We start from the raw sequence: 17,554 nt of genomic DNA, 5'->3' as shown, positions 1-17,554 counted from the left end.
ATGCCGGACCTCCCGATGCGTCCCTCCCGCGTCGCCGGCGCCCTGCTGTCCGCCATCGAGGCGCGCGTGGGCGCAGACCTGCACGGACCCGACGTCCGGGTCACGGGCGCGACCGTCGACTCGCGCGGGGTCGAGCCCGGCGACCTCTTCTGCGCGCTGCCGGGGGAGAACGTCCACGGCGCGCGCTTCGCCGCGCAGGCCGTCGCCCAGGGCGCCGCCGCGATCCTCACGGACCGCGCGGGCGCCGACGAGGCCCGCGCCACCGGCGTGCCCGTGCTCGTCACCACGCACCCGCGCCGCGCGTGCGCGCTCGCGGCGGCTGAGGTCTACGGCGACCCGTCGCGCGACGTCCCGATCATCGGGCTCACCGGCACCAACGGCAAGACCACCACCGCGTTCCTCACCGAGGGCGCGCTGCGCACCGTCCACGACAAGGTCGGGCTGCTCGGCACCGTCGAGATGCGCATCGGCGACGAGGCCGCGCCCGCCGCGCGCACCACCACCGAGGCGCCGATGCTCCAGGGCCTGCTCGCCCGCATGCGCGAGGCGGGCGTGACCGCGGCCGTGGCCGAGGCCTCGTCCCAGGCCATCGCCCTCGAGCGCGTCACGGCCACCCGCTTCGCGGTCGTGCTCTTCACCAACCTCTCGTATGAGCACCTCGACTTCCACCACACGATGGAGGAGTACTTCGAGGAGAAGGCGCGCATCTTCACGCCCGAGTTCGCGGAGCGCGCGGTCGTGCTCGTGGACGACGAGTGGGGCCGGCGCCTCGTCGACGAGGTCACCGTGCCCGTCGAGACCGTCGCGACCCGCCCGGGCTCGCCGCGCGCCGACTGGAACGCCGTCGAGGCGTGGCCCACCGAGCGCGGCGGCATGCGCTTCGTGCTCCTCGCGCCCGACGGCTCGCGCCACGACGTCGACATCCCGCTGCCGGGGCTCATCAACGTGTCCAACGCGACCGGCGCGATCGTGTCCGCGCACGCGCTCGGCGTCCCGCTCGAGGACGCGATCCGCGGCGTCGAGACCGCGCGCCCCGTGCCGGGCCGCACCGAGATCGTCACCACCCGCGACGCCGACACGCCCATGACCGTCGTCGACTACGCGCACACGCCCGACGGCATCGCGAGCGTGCTCGAGGCGATGCGCCTCGTCACGCCGGGACGCATCATCATCGTCTTCGGCTGCGACGGCCTGCGCGACGACTCGAAGCGCCCCGGCCTCGGCACCGCCGCCGCGACCCACGCGGACGTCGTCATCGTCACCGACGAGAACCCCCGCACCGAGCCGCCCGAGCACATCCGGGCCCGCATCCTCGAGGGCGTCGACGCCGAGCGTCGCGACCGCCGCGACGTGCACGAGGTCTTCCCGCGCACGGCCGCCGTCGAGGCCGCCGTCCGGATGGCGGGCCCCGACGACACCATCATCGCCACCGGCAAGGGGCACGAGACCACGCAGGAGATCGACGGAGTGCACCACCCCTACACGGACGCCGCGGCGTTCCTCGCCGCCCTCGCCCGCGTCCGCGAGGAGCGCGCGTGAGGCCGGTCACCGCCCAGTGGATCGCGAACGCGGTGGGCGGCACGCTCGCCGCCGACGTGGACGCGCTCGTCACCGGCGTCGAGAAGGACTCGCGCGCGGTGGAGCCCGGCTTCCTCTACGTCGCGTTCGTGGGCGAGCGGGTCGACGGCCACGACTACGTCCCGCAGGCCGTCGCGGCGGGCGCCGCGCTGTGCCTGGTCTCCGAGCCCGTCGACGCGCCCCACGTGCTCGTCGCGGACGTGCAGGCCGCGCTCGGGTCCCTCGCGCGCGCCTACCTCGCGCTGCTGCGCGCCGAGGGCGGGATCACCGTCATCGGCATCACCGGCTCCAACGGCAAGACGACCACGAAGGACCTGCTGTCGCAGGCGCTGCCCGACGTCGTCGCGCCCGTGGGCAGCTTCAACAACGAGATCGGCATGCCGCTCACCGTGCTCCGCGCGGACGACTCGACGCGCCACCTCGTGCTCGAGATGGGCGCGAGCGGCCTGGGCCACATCGACTACCTCACGTCGATCGCGCCGCTCGACGTCGCCGTCGCGCTCACCGTCGGCACCGCGCACATGGGGGAGTACGCCTCGCCCGACGACGTCGCGGTCGCCAAGAGCGAGATCGTCACGGGCCTCGTGCCCGGCGGCGTCGCGATCCTCAACGCGGACGATGCGCGGGTCGCCCCCATGGCGGCGCTCGCCGAGCGCGCGGTCCTCTTCGGCATCGGTCACGGCGATCTCGCGGCCCGCGGCGTCACCACGGACCGGGGACGAGCGTCGCTCGAGGTGGTGCGCGCCGGCGAGGACGGCGCCGCGCCGCTCGAGCTGCCCCGCCGCACCCTGTCCCTCGTGGGCGAGCACCACGTCACGAACGCGCTCGCCGCGCTCGCCGTGTGCCTCGAGTGCGGGCTGGACCCCGAGGACGCGTGGGAGCGCGTCGCCGCGGCCGGCCCCGTGTCCGCGCACCGCATGGCGCTGACCGAGCGCGCCGACGGCGTGACGATCATCGACGACGCGTACAACGCCTCGATCGAGTCGATGCGCGCCGCGCTGCGCGCGCTCAAGCTCGTCGCGGAGGGCGGCCGCACCGTGGCCGTGCTCGGCGCGATCCTCGAGCTCGGGGAGTCGTCCGTCAGCATCCACGAGCAGATCGGCACCGACCTGGTGCGCCTGCGCATCGACCACGCGATCATCGTGGGCGAGGGCGCCCGCCCGGCGTACGTCGCGGCGGTCCGCGAGGGCTCGTGGGGCGACGAGGCCGCGTACGTCGATACAATCGGCGAGGCGCGCGCCCTCCTCGAGGACACGCTGCGCGCCGGGGACACCGTCCTCGTCAAGGCCTCCCACGGCTCCGGGCTGTGGGAGCTCGCGGACCAGCTCGTGGGAGGAGTCGGATGAAGGCGGTCGTCTTCGCGGCAGGGCTCGGAGTGCTGCTGTCGCTCCTCGCGACCCCGGTCCTCATCCGGTACCTCACGCACCGTCAGTTCGGCCAGTTCATCCGCCAGGACGGTCCGGCGAGCCACCACGTCAAGCGCGGCACCCCCACGATGGGCGGCGTCGTCATCATCATCGCGGCGGTGCTCGCGTGGCTGGGAGGCAACCTCCTCGTCGGCCGCGCGCCCAGCGCATCGTCCATCCTCGTCGTCTTCCTCATGGTGGGGCTGGGCCTCGTCGGCTTCCTCGACGACGCGATCAAGATCTCCCGCGAGAGATCGCTGGGCCTCAGGGCCCGCTGGAAGTTCCTGGGTCAGGGCGTGGTCGGCATCTCGTTCGGCATCCTCGCGCTGCAGTTCCCCGACGACCGCGGCGTCACGCCCGCGTCGACGGCGATCTCGTTCCTGCGCGACACGAGCCTCGACCTCGCGATCTGGGGGCCGACGATCGGCCTCATCCTCTTCGTCATCTGGTCGAACCTGCTCATCACGGCGTGGTCCAACGCGGTCAACCTCACCGACGGCCTCGACGGCCTCGCGAGCGGCACCGCGGTGATCTTCTTCATGGCGTACATCCTCATCAACCTGTGGCAGATCAACCAGGCGTGCGGCACCCCCGGCGCCGGGTCGACCTGCTACGAGGTGCGCGACCCGTGGGACCTCGCGATCCTCGCGGGCGCCATCGCGGGCGCGTGCCTGGGCTTCCTGTGGTGGAACGCGAGCCCCGCGAAGATCTTCATGGGCGACACCGGCTCGCTCGCGATCGGCGGCGCGATCGCCGGCATGACGATGGTGACCCGCACCGAGCTGCTCGGCGTCATCGTCGGCGGCCTGTTCGTGCTCGTCGTCGCCAGCTCGGTGCTCCAGATCGGCTGGTTCAAGATCTCGGGCGGCAAACGCCTGTTCAAGATGGCGCCGCTGCACCACCACTTCGAGCTCATGGGCTGGGGCGAGGTCACGATCGTGACCCGCTTCTGGATCATCGCGGCGATGTTCACCGGCCTCGGCGTCGGCATCTTCTACGCGGAGTGGGTGGCCTCGCTGTGACGGACCTGACGACCCTCGAGGGCCGTCGCGTCCTCGTCCTCGGAGTCGGCGTCGCGGGCACCTCCGCGGCCGAGGTCACGCGCGAGCTGGGCGGCACCGCCGTCACGGTCGACGCGAACGGCGCCGCGGACCACCGCGACGTGTCCGAGGTGGACCTCGCGTCCTTCGACGTGGTGATGGCCTCGCCGGGCTTCGCGCCGCACTCGGACGCCGTGCGCGCGTGCGAGGCCGCGGGCCTCGAGATCTGGTCGGAGATGGAGTTCGCGTGGCGCGTGCGCCGCCCGGGCGTCCCGTGGGTCATGGTCACCGGCACCAACGGCAAGACGACCACGACGCAGATGGTCGGCGCGATCGCGCGGGCGGGCGGCCTCGACGTGCGCGTGTGCGGCAACATGGGCATCCCCGTCATCCACGCCGCGCGCGAGGAGTCGGACCTCGTCGCGGTCGAGATCGCGAGCCTCCAGCTGCACTTCGCGCACACCATCTCGCCGCACGCGGCCGTGTGCCTCAACGCCGACGACGACCACACGGACTGGCACGGCAGCCTCGAGGCCTACCGCGCGGACAAGGCGAAGGTCTACCAGCACGTGCAGGTCGCGTGCGTGTACCCCGCGGCCGACGCGCTCGTCGAGTCGATGGTCGCCGAGGCCGACGTCGTCGAGGGCGCGCGCGCCATCGGCATCACGCTCGGCTCGCCGGGACCGTCGCAGCTCGGCCTCGTCGAGGGGCTCCTCGTCGACCGGGCCTTCGTGCCGGACCGCCACCGCCAGGCGGCCGAGCTGGGCGAGGTCGACGACCTCGCGCACCTCGTCGCGGGCGACGTGCCCCCGTACCTCGTCACCAACGCGCTCGCCGCGGCCGCGCTGTGCCGCGCCGTCGGCGTGCCCCAGGAGGCGGTGCGCGACGGGCTGCGCGCGTTCCGCCTCGACCAGCACCGCACCGCGTGGGTTCGGGACCTCGACGGCGTCGCGTACGTCGACGACTCCAAGGCCACGAACGCCCACGCGGTCGAGGCGGCCTTCGGCGGCCGCGCCGAGCGGTCCGTCGTGTGGATCGCCGGCGGCCTCGCGAAGGGGCAGGAGTTCGGCGGCCTGATCGAGGCGATCGCGGGCCGCGTCCGTGCCGTCGTGCTCATCGGGGTGGACCAGGAGCCGCTCGCGGCGGCCCTCGCGACACACGCGCCCGGGTTACCCGTGGTGCCCGTGCCGCCGGGAGAGGATGTGATGAGCCGGGCGGTCGAGGCGGCCCGGGGGCTCGCGGAGGCGGGGGACACGGTCCTCCTGTCGCCCGCGTGCGCATCGATGGACCAGTTCCGCAGCTACGCGGACCGAGGAGAGGCGTTCACCAGGGCGGTGGAGGCGTGGGACCGCTAGGAGGTGGCATGACCGCGACAGCGGCACGTCCCGAGAGCTCGGTCTCCGCCTGGCGGTCGCCCCTCACGTCGTACTACCTGCTCGTCTCGGCGACCGGGATCCTCGTGCTCGTGGGGCTCGCGGTGGTGCTGTCGAGCTCGTCGATCGCGTCGATCCGCACGGACAACGGCAACGCGTACGCCGGCTTCGTCACGCAGCTCATCGCGCTCGCCGTCGGCATGACGGCGCTCGTCATCGGCGCGCGCATGCCCGTGACGTTCTGGAGGCGCGCCGCACCCTTCGTGCTCTACGGCTCCATGGCGCTGCTCGCGGTCGTGCTCGCGACGGGCTTCGCGGTCGGCGGCAACAAGGCCTGGATCCGCATCGCCGGCTTCAGCCTCCAGCCGTCCGAGATCGCCAAGCTGGGCCTCGCGCTGTACCTCGGCGTGGTGCTGTCCCGGTTCCGCGACCGGCTCACCCACCCCCAGCACATCCTCATGCCCGGCGGCCTCATGGCCGGGATCGTCCTCGTGCTCGTGCTCGCCGGCCGCGACATGGGCACCGCGATGATCCTGCTCGTCGTGGTCGCCACCGCGTTCTGGGTCGCCGGCGTGCCCGGCCGCTTCTTCGGCATCGCGGGCGTCCTCGGCGCCGTCGGCATCGTCGCGCTCGTCTTCTCCGCGAAGTCGCGCGTCGCGCGCATCGAGCAGTGGTTCACCGGCGAGTGCGTCGGCGACGCGTGCTGGCAGCAGACGCACGGCACGTGGGCGCTCGCCTCGGGCGGGCTGTGGGGCCTCGGCCCCGGCATGAGCCGCGAGAAGTGGGGCTGGCTGCCGGCCTCGGACAACGACTACATCTTCGCGATCATCGGCGAGGAGTTCGGGCTGCTCGGCACGCTGCTCATCCTCGCCGCCTTCGCCATGATCCTCGTCGCCGTGACGCGCATCGTCACCCGCAGCACCGACCGCTTCGTGCAGATCGCCGGCGCCGCGATCGGCGCGTGGATCGTCATCCAGGCCGTCGTCAACATCGCGGTCGTCCTCGAGTTCCTGCCCGTCACGGGCGTCCCGCTCCCGCTCGTCTCCTCCGGAGGTTCGTCCCTCATCATGTCGCTCGCCGCCATGGGCGTCCTGCTCTCCTTCGCGCGCCACGAGCCCGGCGCGGCCGAGGCGTTCGCGGCCCGCCCGTCCGTGGTCCGCCGCTCGCTGTCCGTGCTGTCCCGGGGGCGCCGTCGTGGCTAGCCTCCTGCTCGCCGGCGGGGGCACCGCCGGCCACGTCAACCCGCTGCTCGCGACCGCCGCGACCCTGCTCGAGCGCGGCCACGACGTCACCGCCGTCGGCACGCCCGACGGGCTCGAGGCGGACCTCGTGCCGCGCGCGGGCATCGACCTCGTCGAGATCGACAAGGTGCCGTTCCCGCGCCGCCCCGACGGCGCGGCGCTGCGCTTCCCCGGCCGCCTGCGCGGCGCGATCCGCGCGTGCGAGGACGCGATCGACCGCCTCGGCGCGGACGCGGTCGTCGGCTTCGGCGGGTACGTCTCCACGCCCGTGTACCTCGCGGCGCGCCGCAGGGGCCTGCCGATCGTCGTGCACGAGGCCAACGCCAAGCCCGGCATCGCCAACCGGCTGGGCGCGCGCCTCACCGAGCGCGTCGCGGTCACGTTCCCCGGCACCCCGCTGCGCCACGCGACCGTGACGGGGCTGCCGCTGCGCCCCGAGCTCGAGTCGCTCGCGCGCACGCTCGGCGACCCGGACAGCCGCGCCGCCGCGGCCGCCGCGGCGCGCCAGGCCCGCGGGTGGGCGCCCGACGCCCACGTGCTCCTCGCGTTCGGCGGGTCGCTCGGCGCGGCCAGCCTCAACGCCGCCCTCTCGCAGGCGATCGGCACGCTCGTGTCCCACGGCGTCCACGTCATCCACCTCACCGGCAAGGGCAAGACCGAGGAGGCCTACCGCGCCCTCGCGGAGCTGCCGTCCTCCGACCGCGGCATGTACGCGGTGTCCGAGTACGCCCACGACATGGCGAGCGCGTTCGCGGCCGCCGACGCCGTGGTGTGCCGCTCGGGCGCCGCCACGGTGTGCGAGATCGGCGCGCTCGGGCTGCCCGCGCTCTACGTCCCGCTGCCGCACGGCAACGGCGAGCAGGCGCTCAACGCCGCCTCCGCCGTCGAGGCGGGCGCGGCGGTCCTCGTGCGCGACGCGGACCTCACCCCGACCTCCCTCACCCTGCACGCCGAGCACATGCTGCTCGACGCGGACCACCGCGACGCGATGCGCGACGCGGCCCGCGGCATCGGCATCGCCGACGGCGCCGCGCGCCTCGCGGACCTCATCGAGGGGGCGCTGTGAGCGAGCGGATCCACTTCATCGGCGTCGGCGGCTCCGGCATGTCCGCCGTCGCGCGGCTCATCGCGGCGCGCGGCTACACCGTGTCCGGCACCAACCTCGCCGAGACCGCGTACTTCCAGGCGCTCGCCGACGCGGGCATGGACGTCCAGCTGGGCCACGACGCCGCGCTCGTCGACGGCGCCGCCGCCGTGGTCGTGTCGACCGCGGTGCGCGAGACCAACGTCGAGCTCGCGCGCGCCCGCGAGCTCGGCATCCCGGTGTGGCACCGCTCGGAGGCGCTCGTGCGCGCGCTCGAGGGCCAGCGGCTCGTCGCGGTGGCCGGCTCGCACGGCAAGACCACCACCTCCGCGATGGTCGCCCACGCGCTCCACGCGGCCGGGGTCGACGCGGGCTTCGCCGTCGGCGCGCGCGTGTTCGGCATCGAGGGCGCGGTCGCGGGCGGCTACGCCGGCACCGCCGGGATCTCGGTGCTCGAGGCCGACGAGTCCGACGGCTCGTTCCTGCGCTACCACCCCGAGGTCGCGATCCTGCTCAACATCGAGCCGGACCACCTCGACTTCCACGGCACCGTCGAGAACCTCCACCGCGCCTTCGCGGACTTCGCCGCGCAGTCGCGCACCGTGATCGCGTGCGTGGACGATGCGGTGGTCGCGGGGCTCGCGGACCGGGCCCGCGCGGCGGGCACCCGGGTGCTCACGTACGGCTCGCCCGGCTCGGGCGCCGACGCCGTCGTCGGCCCCGACACGATCTCGTACGAGGGGCGCGAGATCCCGCTCGCGGTGAGCGCCCCCGGCGCGCACAACCGGCTCAACGCGACCGCCGCGTGGCTCGCGGCGGTCGAGATGGGCGCGGACCCCGAGGCCGCCGCCGCATCGTTCGCCCGCTTCGCCGGCACCGGACGCCGCTACCAGCTGCGCGGCGAGGCCGCCGGGGTGCGCGTCATCGACGACTACGCGCATCACCCCACCGAGGTCGCCGCGCTGCTGCGCGCCGCGCGCGACGGGGGAGCGGGCCACATCGTCGTGCTCTTCCAGCCCGCGCTGTTCACGCGCACGCAGATGCACGCCGAGAACTTCGGGCGCGCGCTGTCGGTCGCGGACGCGGACGTGGTGCTCGCACCCGTCCACGGCGACCGCGAGGACCCCATCCCGGGCGTGTCCTCCGCGTCGATCGCGGCGCACGCGGTCATGCCCGAGGGCTCGACGCTCACGCTCGCCCACGACCTCGAGCACGCCGCGCGGCTCGCCGCGGACGCGGCCCGCCCGGGCGACATCGTCTACACGGTCGGCTCCGGCACCGTGACCCTGGCCGCCGACTGGATCCTCGCGCGCCTCGCGGAGCGCGATGTCTGAGGTCCGCCGCCCCCCGCGACCGGCCGCGCGCCGGGAGCAGGGCTCCGCGCCGACGGCGCCTGCGTCGTCCGCCGAGCGGCCCCGCTCGGGGAGCGTCGCCACCGGCACCCGGCCGCGCTCGACCGGCGTGCCGGTGACCGCGGAGTCCGACGAGCTCGCGCGCCCATGGCGCCGGGACGGCGACCGCCGGCGCTCGCCCCGCCCCGCCGAGGCGGCCGAGCCCGCGCGCCGGTGGGGCGGGCTGCTGCGGCGCCGCACCACGCGGGGCGCCGAGGCCGCCGCCGAGCAGCTCGGCAACGTGACGCTGCGCCTCCAGGCGCGCCTCAAGGAGCAGGCCGCCGCGCAGCGCCGGCTGTCGGCGATCGTGTGGGCCCGCCGCGCGGGCTACGTCGTGGTCGCCGGCGCGCTCGCGTGGGTGGTGCTTGCCTCGCCCGTGCTCGCGCTCGACCCCGCGCAGGTCGAGGTCGCCGGCTACGGCACCGTCGTCGACCCCGCGGACGTCGCCGAGGTCGTCGAGGCGCACGAGGGGCGGTCGCTCGCGACCCTCGCCTCGTCGCGCGTGGCCGACGAGCTGCGCGAGGTGCCCGGCGTGCGCGACGCCACGGTCGAGCGCGTATGGCCGCGCGGCCTGCTCATCGAGCTGACGTCGCGCGAGCCGGTCGCGGCGGTGCCCGACGGCGAGGGCGGCTACGACCTGCTCGACTCCGAGGCGACCCGCGTGGGCCACTCGGCCGAGACCCCCGAGAAGCTGCCCGTCGTCACGGTGCCCGTGGGCAAGGGCAACGAGCGCATCCTCGAGTCCGTGCTCGGCGTCGTGAACCAGCTGCCCGTCAAGCTGCGCAACCGCGTCCAGGACATCTCCGCGACCACCGAGGACACCGTGACGTTCGTGCTGCGCAACGGCCCCCAGGTCGACTGGGGGAGCGCCGAGGACTCGGCGCTCAAGGCGCGCGTCCTGCAGGTGCTGCTCGACTCGGGGCAGGCCGACGGCGTGACAGCGATCGACGTCTCGGCGCCGACGCTGCCGACCACCACGACCGGCTGAACGGGGGCGCGTCGCGCGCGCCGATAATTCTTTCGCGACACGCGCGTGTCGGCGGCGGCATCGGAGCGGCCCGCCCGTACCTTCGTCAGTGAACGACTTGACATAACTATAACCCTCAACTTGAGGGTTAAGGTTGAAGGGACAGGCACCATGGCCGCACCGCAGAACTACATCACGCACATCAAGGTCGTCGGCGTGGGCGGCGGCGGCGTCAATGCCGTGAACCGCATGATCGACGTCGGCCTCAAGGGAGCCGAATTCATCGCGATCAACACCGATGCGCAGGCGCTCCTCATGTCCGACGCGGACGTGAAGCTCGACATCGGTCGCGAGCTCACCCGCGGTCTCGGCGCCGGCGCCGACCCGGAGGTCGGCAAGAAGGCCGCCGAGGACCACGAGGACGAGATCGCGGAGGCCCTCCGCGGCGCCGACATGGTCTTCGTCACTGCGGGCGAGGGCGGCGGCACCGGCACCGGCGGCGCGCCCGTCGTGGCCCGCATCGCGCGCTCGCTCGGCGCGCTCACCGTCGGCGTGGTGACCCGCCCGTTCGGCTTCGAGGGCCGCCGCCGCGCGGACCAGGCCGACAACGGCATCGCGACGCTGCGCGACGAGGTCGACACCCTCATCGTCATCCCCAACGACCGCCTGCTCGACATCTCCGACACGCAGCTGAGCGTGCTCGGCGCGTTCGCCGCGGCGGACCAGGTGCTCCAGGGCGGCGTCCAGGGCATCACCGACCTCATCACCACCCCGGGCCTCATCAACGTCGACTTCAACGACGTCAAGTCCGTGATGCAGGGCGCGGGCACCGCGCTCATGGGCGTGGCGAGCGCCCGCGGCGAGTCGCGCGCGCTCGAGGCCGCGGAGGGCGCGATCGCGTCGCCGCTGCTCGAGGCGTCGATCGAGGGCGCGCACGGCGTGCTGCTGTCGATCTCGGGCGGCTCGAACCTCGGCATCAAGGAGGTCGAGACCGCGGCCCGCCTGGTGCGCGAGGCGGCCCACCCCGAGGCGAACATCATCTTCGGAACGGTCATCGACGACTCGCTGGGCGACGAGCTCCGCATCACCGTCATCGCCGCCGGCTTCGACGGCGGCGCCCCGACCCACCGGGCCCACGCCGGCGCGCTCGGCGCCATCGAGTCCAACCCGGCGCCCAAGGCCGAGGAGCTCGAGCCGATCGACGCCCCGGTCGAGACCGACGTCATCCCCGCCGGCCCGACCTCCGAGGCGAAGGACCCGGCGCCCGCGACCGACGCGATCCCGCTGACCCCGCCGGCCCGCCCGGCGGCCGACACGCTCGACGTGCCCGAGTTCCTCCGGTAGGGAGGGGTGCTCGACGCCGGGCTGCCGGTTCGCGCGTTCTTCACCACCCGGGCGGGCGGCGTCTCCGCCGCCCCGTACGAGTCGCTCAACCTCGCCACCCACGTGGGTGACGACCCGGAGGCGGTCGCGCAGAACCGCGCGGCCGTCTCCGTCATGGCGGGCGCGCCCGTCTCGTTCCTCCACGCCGAGCACGGGATCCGGGTCGCCGAGGTGACGCGCCCCGGCGAGGATCCCGCCGTCGCCGACGTGCTCGTCACGCGCGCGCCGGGCGTCGCGCTCGCGGCGATCGCGGCCGACTGCGTGCCGATCCTCATGCACGACGCCGCCACGGGCGCCGTCGCCGCGGTCCACGCGGGCCGCGAGGGCGTGCGCCTGGGAGCGGTGGACGCCGCCGTCGCTGCGCTGCTCGACCTGCGCAGCCCCGCCCAGCGGCGCGTCCGCGAGGGCATGTCGGCGAGCATCGGCCCCGCGGCCTGCGGGCGCTGCTACGAGGTGCCGGAGGAGATGCGCGACGCGGTCGCGTCGCGTCATCCCACGGCCCGGTCGACCACGCGGGCGGGCACGCCGGCGCTCGACCTGCCCCGCGCGGTCGAGACGCGGCTGGGGGAGCTGGGCTTCTCGAGCGTGCTGCGCCAGCGGCTGTGCACCCTCGAGGACGCGCGGCTGTTCTCGCACCGGCGCGACGGCGTCACGGGACGTCACGCCGGCGTCATCGTCTGCGGCGTGTCGGTCCGCTGACCAGGCCTGTCGCGGCCCTACCGTGAAGGCGTTGAACGGCACCACGACCAGGGGGTCATGATGAGCGCAATGCGCAAGGCGATCCAGTACCTCGGCTTCGACGTGAGCGAGCAGGACGAGTACGGCTACGCGGAGCCCGACCTGGCGCCCGTGACCAACCTGCACGACGTCTCCGAGGTGAAGCAGGCGCAGCATGGCCCGAAGGCGGCGCCGACCAAGCACGCCCGCGCGCCTCGCGAGGCCGCCGAGGTGCCCGCGAAGGACCTGCGCCGCATCCAGACCATCAAGCCGCGCAGCTACAACGACGCGCGTCTCATCGGCGAGGCGTTCCGCATGGGCGTGCCGGTGATCATGAACCTCACGGAGATGACCGACGCCGACGCCAAGCGCCTCGTCGACTTCTCCGCGGGCCTGTCCTTCGGCCTCCACGGCTCGATCGAGCGCGTCACCACCTCGGTGTTCCTGCTCTCGCCCGCGCACGTGGAGATCGGCATCGACGACGAGCCCGTCCAGGACCAGGCCTTCTACAACCAGGCCTGAGCCTCGCGGTAGGCTCGCAGCGTGTCCTTCCTCTTCGGCGCGCTGCAGTTCGTGCTCTTCCTGTTCATGATGGCGCTGCTCGGCCGCGTCATCGTCAGCCTCGTCATGGCCTTCGCGCACGACTGGCGCCCCACGGGTGCGGCGCTCGTCGCGGTCGAGAGCGTCCTCACCGTGACCGACCCGCCGATCAAGGCGGTGCGCCGCGTGGTGCCGCCGCTGTCGCTCGGGCAGGTCCGCATCGACCTGGCCTTCCTCATCGTCTTCCTCGCGGTGTCGTTGCTCTACCAGGTCGTCAGCGCCGTCGCGATGAGCCGCTGACCTGCAAGTCTCAAGTGCGTGCCGATACATCTGTCGGTACAGTGACGAAGTATCCGCAAGGCCGGGAGACCGGCCCCTACCCGCGTGAGGTGGAAGTCGACATGGCATTGCTGACCGCCGAGGACGTCCTCAACAAGGCCTTCTCCAAGACCAAGTACCGCGAGGGCTTCGACCAGGACGAGGTGGACGACTTCCTCGACGAGGTCGCGGCCACGATCGCGCAGCTCACGCAGGAGCGCGACGAGCTCGCCGCCAAGGTGCAGGAGGGCGGCGGTGCGCCGGCCCCCGCCGCCGAGCCGACGCAGGAGACCGGCCTGCTCGCGGCCGCCACCGACGTCAACCCGCCCACCCCGACCGGCATGCTCGCCATGGCGCAGAAGCTCCACGACGAGTACGTGGCCGCCGGCGAGGAGGAGAAGGAGCGCCTCGTCGAGGAGGGCAAGGCCAAGGCCGAGTCCATCGTCGAGCGCGCCGAGACCGACGCGCAGGCCCGCATGGACGAGCTCAACACCGAGCGCTCGCTGCTCGAGACGAAGATCGACGACCTGCGCCGCTTCGAGCGCGACTACCGCGCCCGCCTCAAGTCGTACCTGTCCAACCTGCTGGGCGACCTCGACCACGCGGAGGGTACCGCCCCCGCGCCGACGGCGACCTTCGTGGGCGAGGACCTCATGGACGAGGCCCCGGCCGCGACCGAGGCGCCCGAGGAGGACTTCGCGGCGGAGGCCCCGGCCGAGTCCGCCGACGAGGGCGAGGAGGCCCCCGCGGAGGGCGCCGAGGAGCCGAAGGACGAGGCCCCCGAGGAGCCGGCCGACGAGCCGCACCCGTTCGCCCCGGTCACCGGCATGACCCCCAAGCTCGCGGAGCAGCCGTACCAGCCGCAGGCGACGCAGTACGGCACGCCGTACACGCCGCAGAGCCCGTGGAGCCAGCCCGAGGAGGGCGACGAGAACAAGCAGGACTGACGCTTGTGACACGCAACGCGCCGCGCCTTCGGGCGCGGCGCTTTGCTATGTGCTCCGGAGGGGACTACCCTCCTTTCACCAGGCAGAGACGAGGACAGTCATGAGCAGCACCGATGTGACCATCGTGGTGGTGGACCCCGCCGAGCTGAAGCCGGCGGATGTGAAGAAGCTTCCCGTGCGCGACGGCGACGACGCCTGGAAGATCTCGGACCTTCGACAGATCGTCGAGGTGCTCAACTCCGACGTCGAGCGGCTCGTCACCGAGCTGGGCGTCACGGAGCACGAGCTCGACGACCTGCTGCACACGTCCGAGGGCGCGGGGGACGACCAGGCCGACGCCGGCTCGACCGCTCTCGAGCGCGAGCAGGAGATGTCGATCGTCAACAACACGCGCGACATGCTCGAGCAGAGCGTCGACGCGCTGCGCCGCATCAAGGTGGGCACCTACGGCGCCTGCCAGTCGTGCGGCCAGGGCATCGGTCGGGCGCGCCTCATGGCGTTCCCGCGCGCGAACCTGTGCGTCACGTGCAAGCAGCGCGAGGAGCGCCGTTGACCTGGAGGCCGGCGTTCTGGCTGTACGCCGCGGGCGTGGTCGTCGTCGACCAGCTCACCAAGCAATGGGCGCTCGAGACCCTCGAGCCGTATGTGAAGCACCCGGTCCTGGGTGACCTGCTGTCGATCCAGCTGGTCTTCAACTCGGGCGCGGCGTTCAGCCTCGGCGACGAGACGACGTGGATCCTCACGATCGTCGCGGCGCTCGTCACGGTCGGCATCATCGTCTACGGCCGTCGCGCGCAGCGGCCCTGGGCCGTCGCCGTGTTCGGCATCGCCCTGGGAGGCGCGCTGGGCAACCTCATCGACCGCATCTTCCGCCAGCCGTCCTTCGGCGAGGGCCACGTGGTTGACATGATCAACTACGCCGACCAGTTCGTCGGCAACGTCGCCGACATCGCGATCGTCGGCGCTGCGGTCGCCATCGTGGCCGCCGGCCTGTTCTCCAAGCCGATCCTCGAGCCCGCCGACGGCGAGGCCGCGGACGATGCGGCGGCTGGGGCCGGCACGGACGGCGCCGACGCCGGCGCGGAGGGCGAGGCCGCGGACGATGCGGCGGCCGGGCCCGGCACGGCCGGCACCGACGCGGACACCGGCACCGACGCCGACACCGACGGCGCGCAGCGGCGTGGCTGAGACCCGCTACCTGCCCGTCCCCGACGCGCTCGTGGGGGAGCGGGCCGACGCGGCGCTGGCGCGCATGCTCGGCATGTCGCGCACCAAGGCCGCGGAGCTCCTCGACGACGGCAACGTCATGCTCGAGGGGCGCACGCTCGGCCGCTCCGACCGCCTCGCGGACGGCATCCTCGCCGTCGACATCCCCGAGGACCGCCCCGCGGCGCCCGAGCCGCCTATCGAGGGCGGCCTCGAGGTGGCGTACGAGGACGAGGACATCGTCGTCGTGAACAAGCCCATCGGCGTCGCCGCGCATCCGTCGCCGGGCTGGACCGGCCCGACGGTCGTCGGCGCCCTCACCGCGTCCGGCTACCGCCTCGCGGAGGCGGGCCCGCCGGAGCGCCAGGGCATCGTGCATCGGCTCGACGTCGGCACGTCGGGCCTCATGGTCGTCGCCCGCACGGTGCCCGCGTACAGCGCCCTCAAGCGCGCGTTCAAGGAGCGCACGGTCGACAAGATCTACCACGCGGTCGCGCAGGGCCACCTCGACCCGACCGAGGGCACGATCGACGCGCCCATCGGGCGTCACCCCAGCTCCGACTGGAAGTTCGCGGTGGTCGAGGGCGGCAAGCCTTCGGTGACGCACTACGAGGTGCTCGAGATGTTCCCCGCGGCCTCGCTGCTCGAGATCCACCTCGAGACCGGCCGCACGCACCAGATCCGCGTGCACATGGCCGCGATGCGCCACCCGCTCGCGGGGGACCTCACGTACGGCGCGGACCCGACGCTCGCGAAGCGCCTCGACCTCACGCGCCAGTGGCTCCACGCGCACGAGCTCGCGTTCGAGCACCCCACGCGCGGGGGTGAGGTGCGGGTGACGTCGCACTACCCGGACGACCTCGCCGCGGCCCTCGAGACCCTGCGCGGCTGATGCGCGTCGAGGTCGTGGGCTCGACGGCCCAGCTGGACGAGGCCATGCGCGTGCGCTTCGCGGTCTTCGTCGACGAGCAGGGCGTCTCGCCCGACATGGAGCGCGACGACCTGGACGACGACCCGCGCACCGTGCACGTGCTCGCCCGCCGCGACGACGGCGTCGTGCTCGGCACCGGTCGGCTGCTGGCGCCGCACACCGACGCGTTCCACGCCGACCACGGCGCCATGGATCCCGCGAACCCTCACATCGGCCGCCTCGCCGTCACCGCGGAGGCGCGCGGCACGGGTGCCGGCCGCGCGCTCATGGACGCGCTCGAGGCCCAGGCGCTCGCCCGTCACGGCGCCGGCGGCCGCGTGCGCGTCGAGCTGAGCGCGCAGGACCAGGCGATGCCGTTCTACGCGCGGCTCGGCTACGTCGCGCACGGCGAGGGCTATCTCGACGAGGGCATCCCGCACCACGACGCGTACAAGGACGTCGTGGCCTGACGCGTCACCGTCGTGGGAGGTGGACGCTCAGCAGGCTCGCCGCGACGATCGCGTCGCGGGCCTCGTCGTCGCCGATCGTGGGCACTCCGTCGCCCGGCTGCGCGCCGTAGTAGCCGAACTGCGCGTGCACCGCGCCCTCGATCTCGGTGAAGCTCGCGTCGTCGGGCAGGTCCGCGCGCGACGCCTCGATGTCCGCGGGCGTCGCGAGGCCGTCGTTCGAGCCCGACACCGAGGTGACCCTGCCCTCGTACGAGGTCATGTCGCCGGCCGGGTACGAGGCCCACAGCAGCAGTCCCGCGGTGTCCGCGCGCTCCGCGTCCAAGGCGGCGACGGTGCCGCCGAGCGAGTGGCCGGCGACGACCCAGTCGTGACCGGGGAACCGGGCCTGCGCGGACTCGAGCGCGCCCATGGACAGGAACGCGATGCCGAGCGGCTCCTTGACGATCACCACGGTCGCGCACTCGTCGGCGAGGAGGGAGAGGTGAGGCACGTAGGCGCGCGGGTCGACGCGCGCGCCCGGGTAGAACAGCACCGCGGTGTCGCACTCGCGGCCGACCGCCTCGAGGGTGATGGTCGTGGCGGTCTCGGAGACGACCGTGCCGTAGTCGATCAGCTGCCCCTCGGACGCGGCCTCCATCCACGCGAGCGCGGGCTCGGTCGCGACGAAGGGCTTGAGCCACGCGATGAGCGCGACCCACGCGAGCGCCGCGACGACCCCCGTCGCACGCACGAGCAGCAGGCCCATGCCGCCGGCGCGCCGCGCGCGCCGCCACCGGACCAGCATGAGCCCGCCCACGAGCACGGTGACGGCGAGCAGGATCGCGTACGCGGGGTGCCCGTGCACCACGGCGCCCCACGCGAGCGCCGCGACGACGAGGGAGGTCGCCACCGCGAGCGCGGCGACGCCTCGGATGGTCCAGGCCTGCCACGCGGGCGCGGTGCGGGCGGTGTCGGGGGCCGCGGGGTCGCTCATGCCAGGCACG

General features: G+C 73.8%; 18 protein-coding genes. 17 read left to right on the top strand and 1 reads right to left on the bottom strand.

The window, feature by feature from the left end; genetic code table 11:
• From AOM07_RS08725 to AOM07_RS08645, 17 genes are all read left to right on the top strand, one after another.
• Window positions 1-1,539 carry a UDP-N-acetylmuramoyl-L-alanyl-D-glutamate--2,6-diaminopimelate ligase gene (locus AOM07_RS08725; RefSeq protein WP_156171892.1) on the top strand — a complete coding sequence of 513 codons (1,539 nt, stop codon included), beginning with the start codon at window positions 1-3 and terminating at the stop codon, window positions 1,537-1,539.
• Entirely contained in the window at window positions 1,536-2,924 is a 1,389-nt protein-coding gene (locus tag AOM07_RS08720) for a UDP-N-acetylmuramoyl-tripeptide--D-alanyl-D-alanine ligase (protein WP_062312867.1), read from the top strand. Before AOM07_RS08725 ends, AOM07_RS08720 begins: the two co-directional genes overlap by 4 nt.
• Complete coding sequence (mraY, locus tag AOM07_RS08715; RefSeq protein WP_062312865.1) at window positions 2,921-4,006, top strand: phospho-N-acetylmuramoyl-pentapeptide-transferase; 1,086 nt, start codon at window positions 2,921-2,923, stop codon at window positions 4,004-4,006. Before AOM07_RS08720 ends, mraY begins: the two co-directional genes overlap by 4 nt.
• Window positions 4,003-5,379 (top strand): UDP-N-acetylmuramoyl-L-alanine--D-glutamate ligase, encoded by a 1,377-nt coding sequence (murD, locus tag AOM07_RS08710; protein ID WP_228374417.1) that lies wholly within the window; start codon window positions 4,003-4,005, stop codon window positions 5,377-5,379. Before mraY ends, murD begins: the two co-directional genes overlap by 4 nt.
• 8 nt (window positions 5,380-5,387) lie before the next feature.
• The gene (locus tag AOM07_RS08705) at window positions 5,388-6,599 is read left to right on the top strand and encodes an FtsW/RodA/SpoVE family cell cycle protein (RefSeq protein ID WP_062312863.1); all 1,212 of its coding nucleotides are present in this window, start codon (window positions 5,388-5,390) and stop codon (window positions 6,597-6,599) included.
• Entirely contained in the window at window positions 6,592-7,704 is a 1,113-nt protein-coding gene (locus AOM07_RS08700; RefSeq protein ID WP_228374416.1) for a UDP-N-acetylglucosamine--N-acetylmuramyl-(pentapeptide) pyrophosphoryl-undecaprenol N-acetylglucosamine transferase, read from the top strand. The genes AOM07_RS08705 and AOM07_RS08700 overlap by 8 nt, the downstream gene beginning before the upstream one ends.
• Window positions 7,701-9,056 (top strand): UDP-N-acetylmuramate--L-alanine ligase, encoded by a 1,356-nt coding sequence (murC, locus tag AOM07_RS08695; RefSeq protein WP_062312860.1) that lies wholly within the window; start codon window positions 7,701-7,703, stop codon window positions 9,054-9,056. Before AOM07_RS08700 ends, murC begins: the two co-directional genes overlap by 4 nt.
• The gene (locus AOM07_RS08690; protein WP_062312857.1) at window positions 9,049-10,101 is read left to right on the top strand and encodes a cell division protein FtsQ/DivIB; all 1,053 of its coding nucleotides are present in this window, start codon (window positions 9,049-9,051) and stop codon (window positions 10,099-10,101) included. The genes murC and AOM07_RS08690 overlap by 8 nt, the downstream gene beginning before the upstream one ends.
• Before the next feature lie 150 nt (window positions 10,102-10,251).
• A complete protein-coding gene (gene ftsZ / locus AOM07_RS08685) occupies window positions 10,252-11,424 on the top strand; it encodes a cell division protein FtsZ (protein ID WP_062312855.1) in 1,173 nt (390 codons plus the stop codon).
• A 6-nt stretch (window positions 11,425-11,430) separates the two neighbouring features.
• A complete protein-coding gene (locus AOM07_RS08680) occupies window positions 11,431-12,162 on the top strand; it encodes a purine nucleoside phosphorylase YfiH/LACC1 family protein (protein WP_062312853.1) in 732 nt (243 codons plus the stop codon).
• 57 nt (window positions 12,163-12,219) lie between these two features.
• A complete protein-coding gene (locus AOM07_RS08675; protein ID WP_062312851.1) occupies window positions 12,220-12,702 on the top strand; it encodes a cell division protein SepF in 483 nt (160 codons plus the stop codon).
• Window positions 12,703-12,723: 21 nt separating this feature from the next.
• Window positions 12,724-13,020, top strand: a complete 297-nt coding sequence (locus AOM07_RS08670; protein ID WP_082101649.1) for a YggT family protein — start codon at window positions 12,724-12,726, stop codon at window positions 13,018-13,020.
• Between the two features lie 101 nt (window positions 13,021-13,121).
• Entirely contained in the window at window positions 13,122-13,985 is an 864-nt protein-coding gene (locus AOM07_RS15045; RefSeq protein ID WP_084830210.1) for a DivIVA domain-containing protein, read from the top strand.
• A gap of 100 nt (window positions 13,986-14,085) precedes the next feature.
• Window positions 14,086-14,538, top strand: coding sequence for a TraR/DksA family transcriptional regulator (locus AOM07_RS08660; RefSeq protein ID WP_062312849.1), 453 nt, complete (start codon window positions 14,086-14,088; stop codon window positions 14,536-14,538).
• Window positions 14,535-15,173, top strand: coding sequence for a signal peptidase II (lspA, locus tag AOM07_RS08655; protein ID WP_228374415.1), 639 nt, complete (start codon window positions 14,535-14,537; stop codon window positions 15,171-15,173). The genes AOM07_RS08660 and lspA overlap by 4 nt, the downstream gene beginning before the upstream one ends.
• Window positions 15,166-16,083 carry an RluA family pseudouridine synthase gene (locus AOM07_RS08650; protein ID WP_062312847.1) on the top strand — a complete coding sequence of 306 codons (918 nt, stop codon included), beginning with the start codon at window positions 15,166-15,168 and terminating at the stop codon, window positions 16,081-16,083. The genes lspA and AOM07_RS08650 overlap by 8 nt, the downstream gene beginning before the upstream one ends.
• Complete coding sequence (locus AOM07_RS08645) at window positions 16,083-16,571, top strand: GNAT family N-acetyltransferase (RefSeq protein WP_062312845.1); 489 nt, start codon at window positions 16,083-16,085, stop codon at window positions 16,569-16,571. The genes AOM07_RS08650 and AOM07_RS08645 overlap by 1 nt, the downstream gene beginning before the upstream one ends.
• A gap of 4 nt (window positions 16,572-16,575) precedes the next feature.
• Here the strand turns inward: AOM07_RS08645 and AOM07_RS08640 are convergent, their stop codons facing one another.
• The gene (locus AOM07_RS08640) at window positions 16,576-17,544 is read right to left on the bottom strand and encodes an alpha/beta hydrolase (protein ID WP_062312843.1); all 969 of its coding nucleotides are present in this window, start codon (window positions 17,542-17,544) and stop codon (window positions 16,576-16,578) included.
• Between the last annotated feature and the right edge of the window lie 10 nt (window positions 17,545-17,554).

This window comes from Demequina rhizosphaerae (assembly GCF_000971255.1).
Taxonomy (GTDB): domain Bacteria; phylum Actinomycetota; class Actinomycetes; order Actinomycetales; family Demequinaceae; genus Demequina; species Demequina rhizosphaerae.
This window is presented reverse-complemented; position numbering and strand designations above follow the sequence as displayed.

Coding starts and splice junctions, on each gene's coding strand:
- AOM07_RS08640 (WP_062312843.1), bottom strand. CDS start 17,544: ATGAGCGACCCCGCGGCCCCCGACACCGCCCGCACCGCGCCCGCGTGG.
- AOM07_RS08690 (WP_062312857.1), top strand. CDS start 9,049: ATGTCTGAGGTCCGCCGCCCCCCGCGACCGGCCGCGCGCCGGGAGCAG.
- AOM07_RS08645 (WP_062312845.1), top strand. CDS start 16,083: ATGCGCGTCGAGGTCGTGGGCTCGACGGCCCAGCTGGACGAGGCCATG.
- AOM07_RS08725 (WP_156171892.1), top strand. CDS start 1: ATGCCGGACCTCCCGATGCGTCCCTCCCGCGTCGCCGGCGCCCTGCTG.
- AOM07_RS08675 (WP_062312851.1), top strand. CDS start 12,220: ATGATGAGCGCAATGCGCAAGGCGATCCAGTACCTCGGCTTCGACGTG.
- AOM07_RS08705 (WP_062312863.1), top strand. CDS start 5,388: ATGACCGCGACAGCGGCACGTCCCGAGAGCTCGGTCTCCGCCTGGCGG.
- AOM07_RS08660 (WP_062312849.1), top strand. CDS start 14,086: ATGAGCAGCACCGATGTGACCATCGTGGTGGTGGACCCCGCCGAGCTG.
- ftsZ (WP_062312855.1), top strand. CDS start 10,252: ATGGCCGCACCGCAGAACTACATCACGCACATCAAGGTCGTCGGCGTG.
- AOM07_RS15045 (WP_084830210.1), top strand. CDS start 13,122: ATGGCATTGCTGACCGCCGAGGACGTCCTCAACAAGGCCTTCTCCAAG.
- mraY (WP_062312865.1), top strand. CDS start 2,921: ATGAAGGCGGTCGTCTTCGCGGCAGGGCTCGGAGTGCTGCTGTCGCTC.